This window comes from Psychrobacter sp. SWN149, assembly GCF_015864565.1.
GTDB lineage: Bacteria > Pseudomonadota > Gammaproteobacteria > Pseudomonadales > Moraxellaceae > Psychrobacter.
The window spans coordinates 361,988-380,148 of record NZ_JADYWX010000005.1 but is presented as its reverse complement, the minus strand read 5'-3'; the positions used below and the strand labels follow the sequence as shown (position 1 = coordinate 380,148).

General features: G+C 42.9%; 16 protein-coding genes and 1 pseudogene. 14 read left to right on the top strand and 3 right to left on the bottom strand.

Features of this window, described 5'->3' with window-relative positions:
* The first annotated feature begins 96 nt into the window (after nt 1-96).
* The 8 genes and pseudogenes from I6E86_RS10675 to I6E86_RS10640 all read left to right on the top strand — a co-directional run bounded on the left by I6E86_RS10675 (nt 97) and on the right by I6E86_RS10640 (nt 9,159).
* Nucleotides 97-744, top strand: coding sequence for a DUF411 domain-containing protein (locus I6E86_RS10675; protein ID WP_197177441.1), 648 nt, complete (start codon nt 97-99; stop codon nt 742-744).
* A gap of 98 nt (nt 745-842) precedes the next feature.
* Nucleotides 843-2,546, top strand: coding sequence for a copper resistance system multicopper oxidase (locus I6E86_RS10670; protein WP_265090687.1), 1,704 nt, complete (start codon nt 843-845; stop codon nt 2,544-2,546).
* A gap of 25 nt (nt 2,547-2,571) precedes the next feature.
* Nucleotides 2,572-3,696 carry a copper resistance protein B gene (locus tag I6E86_RS10665; protein WP_197177440.1) on the top strand — a complete coding sequence of 375 codons (1,125 nt, stop codon included), beginning with the start codon at nt 2,572-2,574 and terminating at the stop codon, nt 3,694-3,696.
* Between the two features lie 27 nt (nt 3,697-3,723).
* Complete coding sequence (locus I6E86_RS10660; RefSeq protein ID WP_197177439.1) at nt 3,724-4,209, top strand: DUF305 domain-containing protein; 486 nt, start codon at nt 3,724-3,726, stop codon at nt 4,207-4,209.
* Between the two features lie 424 nt (nt 4,210-4,633).
* On the top strand, nt 4,634-7,252 hold the full coding sequence (locus I6E86_RS10655; RefSeq protein ID WP_197177438.1) for a copper-transporting P-type ATPase: 2,619 nt from the start codon (nt 4,634-4,636) through the stop codon (nt 7,250-7,252).
* 80 nt (nt 7,253-7,332) lie between these two features.
* The gene (tatA, locus tag I6E86_RS10650; protein ID WP_197177437.1) at nt 7,333-7,593 is read left to right on the top strand and encodes a Sec-independent protein translocase subunit TatA; all 261 of its coding nucleotides are present in this window, start codon (nt 7,333-7,335) and stop codon (nt 7,591-7,593) included.
* Between the two features lie 30 nt (nt 7,594-7,623).
* A pseudogene (locus I6E86_RS10645) lies at nt 7,624-7,824 on the top strand (twin-arginine translocase subunit TatC); the annotation flags it as partial.
* A gap of 42 nt (nt 7,825-7,866) precedes the next feature.
* Nucleotides 7,867-9,159 (top strand): hypothetical protein, encoded by a 1,293-nt coding sequence (locus tag I6E86_RS10640; RefSeq protein ID WP_197177436.1) that lies wholly within the window; start codon nt 7,867-7,869, stop codon nt 9,157-9,159.
* 41 nt (nt 9,160-9,200) lie between these two features.
* Here I6E86_RS10640 and I6E86_RS10635 read toward each other — a convergent pair whose 3' ends face one another.
* Complete coding sequence (locus tag I6E86_RS10635; RefSeq protein ID WP_227680625.1) at nt 9,201-9,710, bottom strand: hypothetical protein; 510 nt, start codon at nt 9,708-9,710, stop codon at nt 9,201-9,203.
* A gap of 492 nt (nt 9,711-10,202) precedes the next feature.
* On the opposite strand from I6E86_RS10635, the gene I6E86_RS10630 reads away from it, so the two are divergent.
* The 6 genes from I6E86_RS10630 (at nt 10,203) to I6E86_RS10605 (ending at nt 15,620) form a co-directional block, all read left to right on the top strand.
* The gene (locus I6E86_RS10630) at nt 10,203-10,499 is read left to right on the top strand and encodes a hypothetical protein (RefSeq protein ID WP_197177435.1); all 297 of its coding nucleotides are present in this window, start codon (nt 10,203-10,205) and stop codon (nt 10,497-10,499) included.
* A gap of 26 nt (nt 10,500-10,525) precedes the next feature.
* On the top strand, nt 10,526-10,831 hold the full coding sequence (locus I6E86_RS10625; protein WP_197177434.1) for a hypothetical protein: 306 nt from the start codon (nt 10,526-10,528) through the stop codon (nt 10,829-10,831).
* A gap of 126 nt (nt 10,832-10,957) precedes the next feature.
* Nucleotides 10,958-11,500, top strand: coding sequence for a hypothetical protein (locus I6E86_RS10620; protein ID WP_197177433.1), 543 nt, complete (start codon nt 10,958-10,960; stop codon nt 11,498-11,500).
* A 100-nt stretch (nt 11,501-11,600) separates the two neighbouring features.
* A complete protein-coding gene (locus I6E86_RS10615) occupies nt 11,601-12,578 on the top strand; it encodes a hypothetical protein (RefSeq protein ID WP_197177432.1) in 978 nt (325 codons plus the stop codon).
* 317 nt (nt 12,579-12,895) lie between these two features.
* Nucleotides 12,896-14,434, top strand: coding sequence for a YHYH protein (locus I6E86_RS10610; protein ID WP_197177431.1), 1,539 nt, complete (start codon nt 12,896-12,898; stop codon nt 14,432-14,434).
* Between the two features lie 124 nt (nt 14,435-14,558).
* On the top strand, nt 14,559-15,620 hold the full coding sequence (locus tag I6E86_RS10605) for a hypothetical protein (RefSeq protein WP_197177430.1): 1,062 nt from the start codon (nt 14,559-14,561) through the stop codon (nt 15,618-15,620).
* Nucleotides 15,621-15,823: 203 nt separating this feature from the next.
* On the opposite strand, the gene I6E86_RS10600 is transcribed toward I6E86_RS10605, so the two are convergent.
* On the bottom strand, nt 15,824-16,537 hold the full coding sequence (locus tag I6E86_RS10600) for a hypothetical protein (RefSeq protein WP_197177429.1): 714 nt from the start codon (nt 16,535-16,537) through the stop codon (nt 15,824-15,826).
* Nucleotides 16,538-16,937: 400 nt separating this feature from the next.
* Nucleotides 16,938-17,867, bottom strand: a complete 930-nt coding sequence (locus tag I6E86_RS10595) for a hypothetical protein (protein WP_197177428.1) — start codon at nt 17,865-17,867, stop codon at nt 16,938-16,940.
* Nucleotides 17,868-18,161: the final 294 nt, after the last annotated feature.

The window sequence follows — 18,161 nt, the reverse complement described above, 5'->3', positions numbered from 1 at the left end:
ATTGTCATTTTAAGTGATACCAGTATTACATGACTCAGTAATACGGCTTTGATTTTTATAAATTTACTCGTCAGACAGACGCTCAGGAGTGGTTTTATGAGACGCTATACTAATAGATTTATTAATGCACATCATCAGATATCTGGTCGTGTGCTCTCAGCAATCGTGGTATTACCATTATCGCTAACGATTGCCGCTTGTAGTCAGCCTAATGCCACTACTGCTGACTCGACACCATCGACTGAGCCAACTACCGCTACGCAAAAAGACACGCTAGTAGAGCAGCCACAAGCCGAAATAATACCTGTCAGTGCTCATTCAGATACCCAGTCAACTATTTTGCGAAGTGTGTCAGCTACTGTCTATAAAGATGCCAATTGTGGCTGCTGTAAAGAATGGGTCGGTTATGTCGAAGGTCATGGCCTAAATGCAACCGCGCAGAATGTTGAAGATTTGTCCCTGTTTAAAGAGCGCTACAGCGTACCCCAGCAAATGCGCTCTTGTCATACTGCCGTCACTACTGACGGCTATGTATTTGAAGGTCATGTCCCTGCCAAGCACATGGCACAGTTTCTAAAGAATCCGCCAAGTGATGCGATCGGTCTTGCCGTACCTGGCATGCCAGTCGGTAGCCCTGGTATGGAATACCAAGATAAATTTATGCCGTATAAAGTGATGCAGCTTAACAAAGACGGCACCACAGAAGTGTATGCCACTATTGAGTCTCCTCAGCAGCAGATATAGTTTGATTAATATTTGAAGTCGCTCAACCTGCTTTATCAATAATCTGCCAGATAGAGAGAGCCAACACTCATTTCATGGATTAAGTTAGGTAAATCATTATGAATAAAAATATGCTCAACCGCCGCCGCTTTTTAACCGGATCCTCTGCTGTCCTTGGCGCATCCTTGATACCAACCATGGCCAGTAGTGCGTTGGGACATGCCAGTCGCTCGGGCAGTCAGAGTGCTACTATCAATAGTGATCAAAATACTCATGAAGTGCCTGTATTAACCGGTACAGAGTTTGATTTATACGTCAGTAAACAGTCCGCTATTGTGAACGGTAAAAAGAGCATGGCGACACTCATCAATGACTCGCTGCCAGCACCGACGCTAAAGATGCGTGAAGGCGATACAGTCATCATCCGTGTCCATAACCAGATGGATGAATCAACCTCTATCCATTGGCATGGCTTGCTCGTACCTTTTGAGATGGATGGGGTGCCAGGTATCAGCTTTGATGGTATTCCTGCGAACAGTACCTTTACCTATACATTCAAACTCAAACAATCAGGCACCTATTGGTATCACTCACACAGCGGGTTCCAAGAACAAACCGGTATGCTGGGTGCCATTGTGATTGAGCCCAAAGGGCGTGAACGTCATCCAATCGAGGAAGACCACGTTATTGTGCTTAGTGACTGGACCAGCCGCAACCCGCACAATCTACTGAAGCTTCTCAAACAGCGCGCAGACTTTGACAATTATCATCTGCCAGACTTCAAAAAACTGCTGTCAGATATTGCCGAAACAGATATGAAAACTGCGTTCGATAAGCGCAAAATGTGGAATCAGATGCGCATGATGCCGACTGACTTTACCGATCTATCTGGTGAAAAAACCTTTACATATTTAATGAACGGTAAGACCACAGCAGCCAATTGGACACAACTAGTGAAAGCGGGACAGCCCGTCAAACTACGCTTTATCAACGCCTCAGCACAGACGATATTTGATGTGCGTATACCGGGTCTCAAAATGACGGTGGTGGCAACAGATGGTATTGACGTCGCACCCGTTGCGATTGATGATTTTCGCATTGGGGTGGCTGAGACTTATGACGTCATTGTCACGCCTACTCAAGACGCGCATACCATATTTGCCCAAAATATCGATCGTTCGGGCTATGTCGCGACCACGCTTGCAACCAAAAAAGGTGCACGTGCTGCAATACCTGCTATGGATAAGATCGAATGGCTGACCATGTCCGATATGATGGGTGCGATGGGTGACAAAGGCTACAAAGCAAAGCATGCTAAGACCGAGTATGACTTCAAATCTGATATGCGTGTCGACAGTCCACGTATGAACCTCGATGATCCCGGTATCAACCTGCGTGATATTGATAGAAAGGTTCTGACTTATGACCAATTACGCTCTGTCGATGAGGCCATATTTGCGGAGCAGCGCCAGCCTACTAGAGAGATTGAAATACATCTGACTGGTAACATGGAGCGCTATATTTGGGCCTTAGACGGTGTCATGTTTAAGGATGCAACCCCTGTCAATATTAAGCCAAACGAACGCGTACGTATTACCTTAGTCAATGACACCATGATGAACCATCCGATGCATTTGCATGGTATGTGGAGCGACTTGCGCACGCCATCTGGAGACTTTCAGGTACGTAAACATACGATTGTGGTGCAGCCTGCGCAAAAGATTAGCTTTGATGTGACGGGTGAATTTGGACGATGGGCGTGGCATTGCCATCTGCTTTATCACATGGAAGCCGGTATGTTCCGAGAAGTTGCCGTTATTTAACAAACCTTCAAATATGAGGCTTATTATGAAAATATTTAAGAAAAATCTGCCATTCATTGGTTTGTCATCGCTAGTCTTGCTCACGTCATCTTTTGCAACAGCTGCTGAGATGTCTGGTATGGATCATAGCAGCATGGATATGTCAGGCGATATGTCTGGTATGGATCACAGCGGCATGGATATGTCAGGTGATATGTCGGGCATGGATCACAGCGGTATGGACATGTCAGGCGATATGTCTGGTATGGATCACAGCAGCATGGATATGTCAGGTGATATGTCTGATATGGATCATAGCAGCATGGATATGTCAGGTGATATGTCTGGTATGGATCACAGCGGCATGGATATGTCAGGTGACATGTCGGGCATGGATCACAGCGGTATGGATATGTCGGGCATGGATCATGGCAGTATGGATATGTCAGGGATGCAAGGTGGGCAGCCACCAGACGATGCTCGTAGTCCAGACTATTCAAACGGTGTTCCCTACGGGCAGTATGGTAAGCCAATGATGATGGGCAGTATGCCATTATGGGGAGTGTCAGTAGATGACTTGGGCTATCAGTTCGATGAAGACCAAATCAACTTCGAGGCGACGGGTTGGTATGGGACTGATAGTAATCGTATAAGGCTACGCACCGAAGGTAGTGCTCAGACTAAAGATGATAAAGAAATAGATAGCTTGAGCTCGCTTGCTTATTGGAAACCACTGAGCATTTTTTGGAATGGTGAAGCTGGTGTCGCTTACGATACTGAAAACGATAACGCTGCAGTGATGGCAGGTATTGTAGGCACCGCGCCGTATTTCATCGAAACCGATGCGAGAGCTTACTTATATACTGATGGTCAACTTCGCCTTGATCTGGGCGCAGAGTACGAATGGCGTTTAGATCAGCATTGGGTGGTCATACCGGAGGTGGGATTGACTGCCTTTAGTAAAGATGACCATGATAATGGTATTACCAAAGGCTTTAATGAGATGGAAACTGAGGTTAGGCTGACTTACGAGACGTTCAGTCGCCAGCTAGCACCTTATGTGGGTGTGAGCTATGAGACAGCGCTTGGCAAGGCTCGTGGTCAACGACGTCAAGAAGATGAATCGGTTGATAGTAGTAGTTTGACTGCGGGGGTCAAATTCTGGTTCTAATTTTATTAAAATAATAGGGGATATACTATGAATGCTTCAGATCAAAACACCATGAATCATCAACAGGGCATGAACCCGTATGTAAAGTTCACCCTGATGATTGTGACGTCTACGATTGTGATGTACATCATGATGTATTTCAATACTTATCAATGGGATCATATTTACTTTAGTGAGACCCGAGCTTATATGGCGCTTTACATGGGTGCCGGTATGGCAGTGGTCATGTTGGCATTTATGACCAATATGTATAAGAAGACCAAGGTCAACTTAATGATTTATGGTCTGAGCGTATTGATGTTTGCCGTCGGTATTTGGGGCGTTAGATCACAAGCAACTGTCGATCAAGTCGATTGGATGCAAGCGATGATACCGCATCACTCGATTGCTATTCTGACCAGCTCAAGAGCAGATATCGAAGATCTGCGTGTACAACAGCTTGCTGACGATATTATAAAAGCACAAAAACGTGAAATCGCTGAGATGAAGCAATTGATTGATGAGCTTGAATAAACAGTCACAAACTTTGAGCACTCTGTATTAGGTAGCATTAAGTAAGCAGCCTATTGAAAGGTATACGTTCACATGCCAGTACTATATCATTACTTATACTAAGGAAATAACAAGTAAGGAGTACTCATCATGATTGTTATGATGCACGGTATGATGAGCGGGCCTATGGATGGCCTCATGAATGGATCGATGATGCACGAGATGAGCTGGAGGATGATGGTTGTCTGTTTAATATTTGCCCTACTGTTTTTGGCCATATTAATATTAATTATTATGTCGCTACTCAAACACCTGCGTAAACCAGATTGAGTCTTATTCTTAGCTAATTTATTAAGCGTATAAAGTAAGAGTAGAGACAACGGCTATCAGCGGTTGATATGACTGAATCAGAATCTTTACTTATGGTCTTCAAGGAGTAGTTTTTATGAAACATGTGACCAAGCAAGCGCATATCAAAAGCGGTAAATACGACAAAGTGCCAGAGGGTTACAGCGGAACCGTTTATACCTGTCCGATGCATCCTGAAGTCAGAGATATTACAGATAGCGGCTGTCCCATATGCAAAATGTCTCTTAAACCTGCAGACACTGTTGCCGAAATGGTAGCAATGAAAGATGACCATGCAAGCTGCCATAGCCCGTCGAATACTGATGCCCATCCTACTAAAGAAAGTAAGTACGACGAAGTACCGGAAAATAATAGCGGTACCGTTTATATCTGCCCTATGCATCCCGAAGTGAGAGATGTTGAAAAAAGCGATTGCCCAATATGCGGTATGTTTCTCAGACCTGAGGACGAGGTTGCTGATGAAGACAGTCATGCACACTGTCATGGAAAGAATACTGACCGTACTAAGGTAAACTCTATAAAAGGCGGCAAGTACGATAAGGTGCCAGCTGGCTACAGCGGAACCGTTTATACTTGTCCCATGCATCCCGAAGTCAGAGATGTTGAGAATGGTGGTTGTCCCATATGTGGCATGGCACTTGAATCAGAGACTGCTACTATTGGTGAAGAGGATACCTCGGAGCTCGATGACATGACTCGGCGTTTTTGGATTTGTACCGTGCTGACCGTCCCTTTGTTTTTGTACGCAATGAGCGATATGGTAGGTATAAATCTGGACAGCTTCATTCAAGGCGGTCAGGGCGCTATCGCTGGGCAGATTGCGCAGTGGATACAGCTAGCTTTAGCAACCCCAGTTGTTGTATGGGGAGCCGCGCCTTTCTTCGTGCGAGGTTGGCAATCTATAAAAAGTCGCAACCTAAATATGTTTACCCTAATTGCGATAGGTGTAGGTACAGCGTTTGGTTTCAGTCTGGTAGCAACCTTTGTTCCGGGCATTTTCCCAGACAGTTTTAGGGATGCATCCGGTCGAGTCGGTGTTTATTATGAAGCAGCAGCGGTTATCACGACATTGGTATTACTAGGTCAGGTTCTAGAGCTTAAAGCCCGAAGCCAGACTTCTGGCGCAATTCGTGCTCTTCTTGAATTGGCACCACCAAATGCAAGGCGGGTAGATGAGCAAGGCGTTGAGACAGAAGTCTTCCTTGACGAAGTTATCAGTGGTGACCAATTACGGGTTAAGCCAGGAGAGAAACTCCCTGTAGATGGTATTGTGCTTGAAGGCAGTAGCAGTATCGATGAGTCGATGGTAACGGGGGAACCTATTCCGGTTTCTAAAGTAAAAGGCGATACGGTTACTGGTGGCACGGTAAACGGCACTGGAACCTTACTGGTTGAAGCAGTTGACGTGGGTGATGACACGGTATTGTCTAAGATCGTCAAAATGGTTGCTGAAGCCCAGCGCAGTCGCGCACCAATACAGAAACTGGTGGATAAGGTGGCTGGGTGGTTTGTGCCAATTGTCCTTATGTGCTCTATCATAACTTTTATCGTCTGGGCTATTTTTGGACCTGCGCCTGCCATGGCCTTTGCACTGGTCAACGCTATTGCAGTGTTAATCATCGCTTGCCCTTGTGCTTTAGGACTCGCCACGCCTATGTCGATTATGGTCGGTACTGGCAAGGGTGCTCAGAATGGCGTGCTTATCAAAAACGCTGAAGCGTTAGAGAGCATGGAAAAAGTCGATACCATCGTTGTTGATAAAACGGGAACATTAACCGCAGGAAAACCAGAGCTCACGGCCATCGAAGCGCTTGGTGGCTTAGATGAAAATGAACTGCTTATACTTGTCGCTGCGGTAGAGACTGCCAGCGAGCATCCTTTGGCAGAAGCTATCGTTAAAGCTGCGCAGGAAAACTCTCTTGATATTGTTAAAGCCAGTGATTTCAGCTCAACCACTGGCGAAGGCGCGCAGGCACTGGTCAATGGTAAGCAAGTCGCTGTAGGCAACTCAAAGTTTATGCAACGTCTTGATAGCTTTGACAGTACGCTTTCAGAACGTGCTGATAAGCGCAGAAAAGACGGCGAAACGGTAATGTTTGTAGCAGTAAATGGCCAAGCTGCTGGTTTAATATCAGTCGCTGATCCGATCAAACCGAGTACCAGCGAAGCGATATCTTTACTGCATCAGGCTGGACTAAAGGTGGTCATGCTAACAGGTGACAACGAAATAACCGCTAGAGCCGTTGCCAGTCAGTTAAATATTGATGAGGTACATGCTGACGTCTCTCCAGAAGACAAAAACCGTATTATCAAAGAGCTACAAAATAGCGGCAAGTTCGTGGCGATGGCGGGTGACGGTATTAACGATGCTCCTGCTCTTGCACAAGCTAACGTTGGCATCGCCATGGGCACAGGAACAGATGTGGCTATGGAGAGTGCTGGCATCACGCTAGTGAAAGGTGATCTGATGGGAATCGTCAGAGCCCATAAACTGAGTCATTCTACGATGCGAAATATCAGACAAAACCTGTTTTTTGCGTTTATCTATAATGCGCTTGGTATACCGCTTGCGGCAGGTGTTCTCTATCCCTTCTTTGGGCTGTTGCTCAGTCCAATGATAGCGGCCGCTGCGATGAGTCTGTCTTCAGTATCTGTCATTGGCAACGCGCTGCGATTGCGTCGCTTGAAACTGTAGTTTTGGTATGGTGGATCAGTTTCTAAAGCACACATACACATACTGGTCTTATCAAGACTTTAAAATATAAGGATCACGTTATGGGCAGCTTTTCTATTACACATTGGCTGATTTTATTGGTTGTGGTAGTGGTCGTATTTGGCACTGCTAAGCTTAAAAATGCGGGCAAAGATTTAGGCGGTGCAGTAAAGGGTTTTAAAGAAGCAGTCAAAGATGAAGAAACCGAGCAACATCACAAGAATCGTGTACTTAGCCGTGAAAATAGTAGTCCAGTTGCAAATACTCAGATTGATGATACAGAAATCAGCCCTGTTACTACTGATGATCATCACAAAGTATGAAGCGCGCCGCTTATAAATAGCGGCACTCATATGATTGCCACTGACATCACGTCAAATTTTATGGCACCCAATCGCTTAACGATATTCGTCGCCGCATTTTTAGCAATGCCTTATATCCTGTATCAAATTTGGTCATTCATAGCCCCTGGATTATATAAAAAATTCACTATTCCAGTTCTGATATCTTCAATATTTTTATTCTATACGGGTGTGGCCTTTGCCTACTTACTAGAGTATGTCAGCGTAAGTACTCTACTTAACAACGAGGTTTAAATGGAACACCTAACCAGCAACAATGATGAGATGAATGACGGTCTCGCAAATCGACTGAATCAAGAGTGCTACTGCATTACCCTCGATCGTAAGGCGCTCAATACAAGCCTGCAAGATCAATTGGCAGAAAATAGAAACAATTCAATAGGAGCGAACGAGCTTAATAAGCTTTTTTCAGCAACACCAGTGTTCGTTCCCAAAACAGAGATAGCGGCGATGGAGCGGATCGTTGAAGCTATCGAGTCGGCTGCTAGACTTCCATCTTACCAACAGCAAGTATTGTCATGGGCGCCCAAAATCGCTGCTTTTGACCCAGGTCCAATAGGGGCTCTGATGGGCTATGATTTTCACTTGGGTCGTGATGGCCCTCAGCTCATAGAGGTCAATACCAATGCTGGAGGCGCATTTCTTAATGTGTTGCTCGCTCGCGCACAAAAACGCTGTTGTAACGCCTCACAGCAAAGCGCTGCAACGACTCAAATGTTAGATACATTTGAGGAGTCAGTGTTTACTATGTTCAAACAGGAATGGCAAAGACAGTCTGCTGTTGCTATGCCCAACCGAATAGCCATCGTGGATAATGACCCTAAGAATCAGTTCATGTTTTTGGAGTTCGAGTTAGTACGTCAACTGCTCCAAGATAGAGGCGTTGATACTGTGATACTAGATCCCTCTGAACTCGACTATGTCGATGGTGCTCTGACAGCCCATGGACAGAAAATCGATATGGTCTACAATCGGCTGGTCGACTTCACATTTGAAGAGCCTGATCATGCACTGCTTAAGCGTGCATATCTAGAAGGTGCTGTGGTGGTGACACCCAATCCCCATGTGCATGCTATGTTGGCCAATAAGCACAACCTGACCTTGCTATCCGATTCGCAGACATTACGCGCTTGGGGACTGAATGATGCAGCAGTAGAATGTCTCGAAAGGTCTGTGCCAAGGACTAAGCTTGTATCAAAAGACGAGGCAGCAGCGTTGTGGCGTACTCGGCGACAGCTGTTTTTTAAGCCAGTTGCGGGTCATGGAAGCAAAGGGGTCTATCGCGGTAGCAAGCTGACTCGACGCGTTTTTGAGAACATCCTTGATGAGGATTATATCGCACAGACCTTTGTTCCTGCAGGAGAGCGATCAATAAAAATTGATGACACTGTCACAACGAGAAAGGTGGATATACGTCTTTATACGTATGATGGACAACTGCTACTACCTGCGGCGCGTGTGTATCAAGGTCAGACGACTAATTTCCGTACACCAGGAGGTGGGTTCGCGCCTGTCTTTCAGGTGTAATGGAGCTAAATAGTACCAACTGCCTTTAATGCTAGTCTCCATTACTTGGATATCTGCCAACCTAGGAATATCCATTTGACAGTGTAGATTAACACTATCGGAATGACCACCCACTGAGTGAGCGGCAACGCACCTATGCTCATTAACGGGACATCAGGCATCAGTCCACTATAATTCCACCTTTGGCCAGCTCCAGTGGCCCAGTACTCAAAGAGTATTGTCACAGCTAGGCCAACGCCAAGGTATATCGATAAAGTCGACAGACGCCACGGCTTTGCAATCCAGAACCAGTCTTTTACAAACAATGCCGCAAGCATGTAAGCGCCAAAAGCAATATTGGCATCACCGACGGTCGCACGCGTGCAAAGCCAGACCACGTCCCAGTGTCTTGCTTCGGCCATGCCGGAGAAGAACGGGACCTGTGCCATCTCCCAAAAAAAATGGAGAAAGAAACTTACGCTCCATATCATTAGGGCAAGCACAGCTGATGTCGCTGCTCGGCGGGATTGGCTTACAACAGTCATCATTTCTCCAAAAATAGCCATAGCCATAAGTACAATGTCATGTTTACTCGATCGTCGTTATCAGACCGAGACGCCGTTTACTGGCGTCTCCCACGGCAGATGAGCATTTACATCCCAATCCCGATTGGCTTTGTACTGTGGCGATAGCTGCTCAGTCGAAATACTGCCTCCAAGGTTATGCTGTTTCCTCAACTAATGCCAGCATTTGGTATAGCAATCTCAGTATTGCTCACAGGAGAGGTAATAATTTGGTGTAAAATGCTGGCGGTGATGGAGGTGTTATTGACGGGAAAGAAGCGCTTTTCGGTTGATGGGGAGGGTTAAAACATCATTTTGTCATCTGGTTTTAGACAAGCTGTCTATATCTATTGTATAAAATATATTCATGGAAAATCATGAATATTTCTGCTATACCTAGTTATACTAATTAATTTGGTTAGTTTTGCTAATCAAATTAATTGGCTGTATGGATTTTTAATCTCGCATATCGGAGTTAAGCAACCATAAAGGACGATAACTATGAAATTAGCAAAAGCTATACTCGCCAGCATCTGTATTTTACCGTTAGCCACCATCGCTTATGCTGAAGACGTTAATACTCAAAACTTACGTATCTCTGAAACCTCAATGATGAGCGTCAATGAAGCAGCACCATCAACCATGAAAATGCATAACGAAAATGACCACATGAGCGAAAAATCGAACGCCATTCAAGACGGCAGCGATGTAGAAGTTGATGCTGAACGAGGATGGCGCTGGCCTTGGCAAAAGAAGAACAAAGAAGTAGCGACACCTGAGCGTCCAAAGTGCTGTTAGTTCATTAACTATAAAGGACTACCACGATGAAATTATGGAAAGCCATTTTAACTAGCATTTTTATTTTTCCGTTAGCTATCATCTCTCATGCTGAAGACGTTGATATCCAACACTTACGCATCTCTGAAACCTCAATGATGAGTGTCAAGGACGCTGCACCCTCAAGTATGCAGAAAAAAGAAGCAATGAAAATCAGCAATCAATCAAGTGCCATTAATAATTCAAATGATGTCGAAGTTGATAAGGAAGAGGGATTTAGATGGCCTTGGCAAAGAAGAAAAGACAAAGCTCTTGAAGCTATCGAAGATTTTAAGAACCAATCAAGACCCTAAGGAGGTTCGGGCAGATAGTCCGTCATGTGGATCATTTGATGGTAAATCTACGTAGCTTCTTACAGTGGTTTCAGCTATTCACAGTGATTTATTGATATTAAGTACTTTTACACAAGGATGTATATTATGAATATTTATAAGCAAATAACGATACTGACACTTAGTATGTCTTTAATAGGGCTCAGCCATGCCGCCGATGATATGGCAGGTGCCAAAAGTGGTATTACTTTAACTGAGAATAGTGACGTGAGTATCAGAAACCACAACTGGAGTACAACGGATAAAGAGCCTAGGCATAAGCGTAAACGTAGTACCGTTAAAGTGAGTGCACCGACGGAAGAAACAGCATCGCAAGTAGCTCTTACTAAGTTTGCTGAAGACAATAACATGATTGAAAAAAGCTATGGTGACGTTTGTGGCGCTTTTATGGAAAGCCAAATGACAGAAACTAAATCCCAAGGGCATCGTTGGGGCAAGTCTGATTCGCATTGGTCCAAAAAATCATTTAAGATTTTTAAAGCACGTGAATTTGCGGGTGGTGAAGAAGAACTGGCGCAAAGCGCAGGTCATCTATTTGGTAAAACTATAAAAAAACATAATTGTATTACTACCAAAATAGGGATCAATGATGAAAACGTTGAACTTGAGTCTATGAAACTAGCAAAATAATTGAGCAATGCTACATATGCTATCTATAAGTAAAGCAGGGTGACAGTTAAAAATTTAGCTGTCATTTTTTATGTACTAAGCCACGTTTTGGAGAGTATTCATGAAAACCTTTTGTTACCTACTGATGAGTTTGCTTTTTTTGTATTCTGCTCAAGCCACTGCTTTAAATACCAACGAGAAAATGATCAATGAACTGTATCAGGATACTGAGCTTGATATTGATAATGTAGATGACGTTTTTGCATACGTGCTATCACAGACTGGTGACACCCTCACTATTTACCCTTCAGAAGGCTATTATTATTTTAACTTTTACCATCAAGGCAACTTAATAAAAGGCAATATGTTGGTGGGTCATAAGTTAAGACAGCAGGGCAGCTTATCCTTTATATATTTTTATGACATAGCCGGCAAAGAACGGGGTGAGTTTAAAACGCATCATAAACTATATAAATCATCAGACATATTTAGCCTGAAAGAGCATCAACCTAACTTATATCAATTGACCTTCAAAAATATCAAAAAAAATATTGAGATTAATCAGATAGAGACGGATGCTTACTTTGTAAAGACGCTTGAGAGTCAAGGTTTTGAAGTAAACCTACCCATGATGGACGATTCGGGGGTCACACTCTATTTGGCATTTCATCCTACTACCGATAACTTTTATTATATTAATCCTTTATCCAGAGATGATGAGTTTTATTATCCTGTTGGCGAGGTACTTAAAGTGGGTGCTAGGACTCAATTTGTGTACTTGCCTATGGAGAAATTTGCCATATTAGTAGGCGTCAATGCCAATAATGTTTATAAAAACAACTATTACGATGGCCCTTTTGATCAGCTCCCTGACGAGGCGTTAGCCAATATAGACTATAAGTCTTATTTGTATCGAGTAAATCCAAGTTGGAAAGATAAAATATATGATGATGGTTATTTTATAAACGATCCAGATGCTCGTGTTGCACTGACCAATTATTTTGAATATCTATCGCTTGATGAACTCAAAAAAATACAACCTTGTGCGTCTGATAAAAACCCGCTGCAATGTTTAGAAGACAGTGGGATGCGTTTTTGATTTTGCACGATGCTATCTAATATAAGAACACTAGTAGTTACTGTCATACGTTGCATCACGATTGATTATAGGACATCAGGCGAAGATATAGTCTATGGGATTTTCATAGGAAAAAAGGCAATAGGACTTAACACTTCTTAAAGTTTCTCTAAAGTAAAAATTGATATTATCTTCTCAATATAATGAATTCATGATTTTGTCACTACAATTTTTTGTGTGAATAACGATAAGTAGCCATGATGGTTAGACAGGTGCGTATAAATATATCAGTCTTACTATGACTAACTTTCAAATATCAATTCAAACGAGAGCGTGTTATGACCCTTATAAAAACGGCTCGAGCTTTCAGCTTGCTTGCTATTGTCACTGCCATACAAGTTTCATCATTGACCTCTGCCTACGCCCATGATCCTAGTTCACATACTCTGCCTGCCAAAGAATGGCAGATCATCGGCCAGCCTAGTGTCGCTGCTGATTTTATTAAATTAGAAGACGGTACTGTTTATTTAACGGATAGCCACCATCAGTTGCTCTCTTTTGATTTGTCAGACTTTTCAGCCAATGATCAAACCTATATTTTGGAAAAAAACGCACATATTCAAGCGATCAATCAGCTAGCAGTGATTGAAAATCTAGTAAGTAGTAATCAATTAACGGCTATCCAAAATCCAAGCGATACTACTGTTATCGCCAATGACAGTGGGACTGCGCTAAACAAAATGGATGCGGAAAGCTCTGTTATAACGGATAACAGTGACACACGCTCTGTCTTATTTTTCTACTTGTTGGGTGGCTTGGTCTTAGCGAGTGGTTTGGTTTTGTTCTATGTTTTGAATATACGCCACAAGAAAAACCGACCGTCAAAAATTACCTATTCAGTTTTTGGAGTATTGGGTGCAACGGCTTTACTTGTCGCCTGTAGCAGTACTGAGACGGCCCAAAATATCGGTGAAAAGACCAAAGAGGCGGTTGCTCATTTGCCAGTACCAGCCAATGATATTGATTTGATGACGTCAGTATTTGGCTCATTCGATAACGTTAGTACTCACCATGATGATAAGTATCTGTATGTCGAATCAAATGGTATTCCAAGCCACGAAATGATGACAGGTATCACCAGTTGGCAACAGCAAGTACCTATTGACCAGGATTATACCAATGAGAACAGTTGGGTCATTCCCTTACAGCCTGAGCTTGCCGATGAGCCTTTGATGGCCAAAGACAATTTTATGAAAGGGGCCATCGCTATTGCAGCTAATGGCATTCCTATATTCAACCCATTAAATAATCGTGGTGAGGATGCCAAAGCATTCGGAGAATTAGACAATTGGGGCGGGCATTCTGGACGCGCTGATGACTACCATTATCATCTTGCACCAACCCACCTACAGTCACAAGTTGGTGAAGGTAAGCCCATTGCTTATGCGCTAGACGGATTTCCTGTCTATGGTGAAACGGATGATGAGCTTGATGAATATTTAGGAAAATTCAATGAAGACGGTAGCTATGAATACCATGCTACCTCAGAGTTTCCGTATTTAATTGCAGGTTTGCGCGGTAAGGTCACTGTGAATCCAGATACGACAGCGCCAGAAAATGAAATTTCACCGCAAGCGTATACGCACGGCGTTCGTCCAGCGCTAACGCCTTTGCGTGGAGCCGAGATCACAGATTACAAGATTATAAGCCCGACTCAATATAGTCTAACGTATACCCATGACGGTCAAGAGCATAAACTTAACTATGGTTGGGGTGCTACTGAAGCGACCAAAGATATTTATACTTTTGAGTTTATTGATCCAGAGGGTACGACCGTACAGACTTATAAACGCACTGATGATACACAGAAAAAGTAGCGTTTATTTGATGATAAAACCCAGTTGTTGGTGCTCATTGATTAAAGCCTAAAGCCTAACGCCTAATGTTTGAGGCTGTGAGCTGAGTTCAAATAATAACCATATATAATGCTAAGGAACCCTAATGAAACCTATTTTAATACCTGCTTTGCTAACCACGACAATATCTGCTGTATTGCTAGCGGCGTGTAGCCAAACCCAAATAGACTCAGCAGCTACCGATGCCAATGAGCAAACGACAGCATCAATAAGTAGTGCAGATGCCAGCAGTTATACTGGCACTGCTAGCTTAACTCAAGGTCTTGCCCAGACTGATGTGACAAATGCCTATGAATGTGATCGCGGTCGTCAAACCAACATCGGCAGTATCCAGTCAACTGACGGTAAATCGTGGACAGTACCAGCAGCGACCAACTTACTCAATACAGATTTCCCAGTGGCATCTGACTTAAACAACCCTTGTACGGGCAACGACTATCGCACCGCCAGTGAAGCGTTAGAACAACTTGATGGTTCAGACATCATTGAAATAGACGCAGATGGTGAGGTGTATACCGCTTATGTCTTTGCAGATAATTATTTTGAGATGTACGTAAATGGCGTAGCCGTCGGACGTGACAATGTACCATTTACTCAGTTCAATTCAAACATTGTACGTTTTAAGGCAAAAGCACCGTTTACCGTTGCTATGCATCTGGTAGATTGGGAAGAAAACTTAGGTATTGGTTCAGAAAGCAATAACGGCTCAGAGTTTCATGCAGGAGACGGTGGTCTAGTCGCTGTGATCAAAGATAAAGACAATAGCATCATCGCCAAAACCGATGAAAACTGGAAAGCACAAACCTTTTATACCGCGCCGATTAGAGACTTGTCCTGTGTTAGTGAGTCAGGTAGCGAGCGGCTATCTAGTAATTGTGTTACCACCGGCAATGTGCAAGATGGTTCGGCAGATTACGGCCTGCACTGGGAATTGCCTGCCAACTGGCAACAAGCAGACTTTGATGATTCTAGTTGGCCGAATGCCACCACCTATAGTAACCAAACCATTGGGGTAGACAATAAATCAGCTTATACCAATTTCATAGATATTTTTGATAATAAAAAAGCAGATGCTGAATTCATTTGGTCAACCAATGTAGTACTCGATAATGAAGTTATTGTACGCTACACAGTAAATGGATCATAAAATCTGGAAAAATATTGGTGTTGTTCCAAACGAGCTGACAACACACATATTTAGGTTGGCGGGAATTATTTTAGAAAAATGGAGCAAGCCAATTATATCGTTGGCTTGCTCTATAACCTAAAAACAGGTCATACGTTAGAAAAAACCTCGCTATTTGTATGAGTATCCAATGCTTACTCTACATACAAGGATATGTGCATAAACTACTGACTGGTAAATACCACTGTCTTCGTACCATTAGCAGATGGCTGCCTTAGTGTGACTTTGCTCGCTAAGATATCGCCTTTAGCATTGATTTTGTAGCATTCGGATGAAGTGCCTATAGGATCAGAGCTCAGTAATAAGTTTTTTGAGTTTTCTATACAGAGCCATGCCGTATTATTGGTGTCTCGCGTAAGAGCCCAGTCTTGCTCATACGATCCTATTTTTTTACGCATACTGCTGTTAGCATAGACGGTTTCAGTCATCAACTTATTTGAGTCACCGACGGTAGCCATCTTAGGAATAACGGTTGTCTGGTTCGATAGCGAGTATTTGCCCTTGCTATCTGTAAAGCCATGAAACACTAATGGATTCAGGGTAAAGTAATTGATAGCGACTGACTGATCAGTGATTCGATTATTCACTTTATTGATGGTATTTACTTCGGCACCTTGCACTGCTTTATTATTGAATTGAATACTGCCCTTAGGCGTGATTTGAATATCCGCTGAGGCACTTTGATTGCCTACAATAGCAACCAGTTTTTCACTCCGTTGTTTGGTATAGATGTTGAGCATCGCAGTCTCAACGGGGTATTGCGTGACAACTTTATCAATGTCGTTACTTTGATTATTAACTGTCGTTCCACCGCTTATGCCACTAGCACAAGCGCTTAATCCAAGTCCTGCTACTACTCCCAGTGCTAAATTTTTCATAAGACCATCCTTTTATTTGTTTTAATCCATTTAGATTACTATCGATTGAATTGAGGACACGCACTAGTACTTACTATAATTGAATTTTCCGCCACTCACGTCTGACATTCGTTAATAGCAGTTTTATGACAGTCATAAGTGCTACGGGTGATTGCAGACTTCTATTAGACTAGTTAATGGGAAGCGCAATTGTAGTTGTTGAAAGTACAGATTAGGGTAAGCAGGTGTATGCTAATGGTTGAACGAAGTCTTTGAAACGTTGGCACAATTATAGAGTTTGCCTCATTAAAATAGCGCCCATTGCAGGCGCTATTTTTATTTTATTTTTATGAGGCAAGATAATGATTGCTTAGTGCTAAAGCTAGTAATATGACAGCTATCTTTTAGCACAAAGTTATTTCTAATAATTGGCTTTGATTTGTGCTTCTATGAAATCAGCCGCAACAGTATTGTACAGGTCACAATCGACAACATCGGCCGTAAAGTCCGTATCACTATCTTCTTTAACGCCTTTTTGATAAAAATCAGAATCATAGACCAAACCATTGTACTCAACAGCGGCTACAATATTGCCATACTCATCAGTATATCTAGCAGCTGACAGTTCGTTATTCAGTCCAACTTTTTCTTGAACGAGGTTTTTTACCACGTTGCCTTGTTTTTGTTCGGCGATCCATTCATTGATAGTGATTTCTTCTCTAGAAGCTTGCTGATAAAAATAATAATAGGACTGAGATGGTGTCTCCTGAAAAATATAGCATTGAGAGCCGGTAGGGAAGGAAATATTGTCTGGGAAATAATCATAGTCTAAGACAGTGCTAATGCCTGTGTCAGCATTATTGGCTAACTTCTTGATACCGCTAAGGTCTAAAGTTTCGATATCATAAACACTATCAATGGCTGCATTATCGGTCTGAATTCTTGATTCAAAGCTGTCACTATCAGTAAATTTTAGCTTGTAGAATCGGTTGTCAAACTCATCACTCACTTTTATGAATACTTTATTGCCAACATAGTAGTTTGAGTTATTTCCCTCATCATCTCTGCTGTTTTGATAGGCAGTAGCCGAGCTGCCCACAACGGTAGAGATGGTTTCTGTAAAGCCACTATTACTAAATTTGTAGGCAAGCTTGCCCCATCCCTCTATATACTCATCATTTGACACATCTGTAAAAGCATCGAATACGGTGTAATTCAGCTCATTATTGATGATAGGGCCAGTATTGTCATTGTTGCCTACTATATATTCACCGTCATCATCACCGCCGCATCCTGTGAGCAATAAAGCACTGGTCAATGCGATACTGGCATATAGCTTGTTTATTTTCATATTGTTACCTATCGTTAGTTTCCCGTAAGAAAGTAATCATAGTAAAAGGTATGCTAAATTGCAAAACAAAGTTTCAGTTTTAACACTGTCGCTACAAAGATCGCTCGTCTCGCACTTTTGAAAGGTAATGAAACTAAAAGTAGCGGGAGGGGTAATAGGTAATGACTGAGAATGGTGCGCTTTGTTGTCATCAAGATAAGATCAATGATGGGCTGGCTAAGATGTATTTGAACAAGTGAGACATGATATCTTTATCGTAATCATCACAAAACAGTAGTTAAAAAGGATCAGTTG

Coding starts and splice junctions, on each gene's coding strand:
- I6E86_RS10595 (WP_197177428.1), bottom strand. CDS start 17,867: ATGAAAATAAACAAGCTATATGCCAGTATCGCATTGACCAGTGCTTTA.
- I6E86_RS10610 (WP_197177431.1), top strand. CDS start 12,896: ATGACCCTTATAAAAACGGCTCGAGCTTTCAGCTTGCTTGCTATTGTC.
- I6E86_RS10655 (WP_197177438.1), top strand. CDS start 4,634: ATGAAACATGTGACCAAGCAAGCGCATATCAAAAGCGGTAAATACGAC.
- I6E86_RS10605 (WP_197177430.1), top strand. CDS start 14,559: ATGAAACCTATTTTAATACCTGCTTTGCTAACCACGACAATATCTGCT.
- I6E86_RS10625 (WP_197177434.1), top strand. CDS start 10,526: ATGAAATTATGGAAAGCCATTTTAACTAGCATTTTTATTTTTCCGTTA.
- I6E86_RS10600 (WP_197177429.1), bottom strand. CDS start 16,537: ATGAAAAATTTAGCACTGGGAGTAGTAGCAGGACTTGGATTAAGCGCT.
- tatA (WP_197177437.1), top strand. CDS start 7,333: ATGGGCAGCTTTTCTATTACACATTGGCTGATTTTATTGGTTGTGGTA.
- I6E86_RS10630 (WP_197177435.1), top strand. CDS start 10,203: ATGAAATTAGCAAAAGCTATACTCGCCAGCATCTGTATTTTACCGTTA.
- I6E86_RS10665 (WP_197177440.1), top strand. CDS start 2,572: ATGAAAATATTTAAGAAAAATCTGCCATTCATTGGTTTGTCATCGCTA.
- I6E86_RS10620 (WP_197177433.1), top strand. CDS start 10,958: ATGAATATTTATAAGCAAATAACGATACTGACACTTAGTATGTCTTTA.
- I6E86_RS10640 (WP_197177436.1), top strand. CDS start 7,867: ATGGAACACCTAACCAGCAACAATGATGAGATGAATGACGGTCTCGCA.
- I6E86_RS10615 (WP_197177432.1), top strand. CDS start 11,601: ATGAAAACCTTTTGTTACCTACTGATGAGTTTGCTTTTTTTGTATTCT.
- I6E86_RS10670 (WP_265090687.1), top strand. CDS start 843: ATGAATAAAAATATGCTCAACCGCCGCCGCTTTTTAACCGGATCCTCT.
- I6E86_RS10635 (WP_227680625.1), bottom strand. CDS start 9,710: ATGGCTATGGCTATTTTTGGAGAAATGATGACTGTTGTAAGCCAATCC.
- I6E86_RS10675 (WP_197177441.1), top strand. CDS start 97: ATGAGACGCTATACTAATAGATTTATTAATGCACATCATCAGATATCT.
- I6E86_RS10660 (WP_197177439.1), top strand. CDS start 3,724: ATGAATGCTTCAGATCAAAACACCATGAATCATCAACAGGGCATGAAC.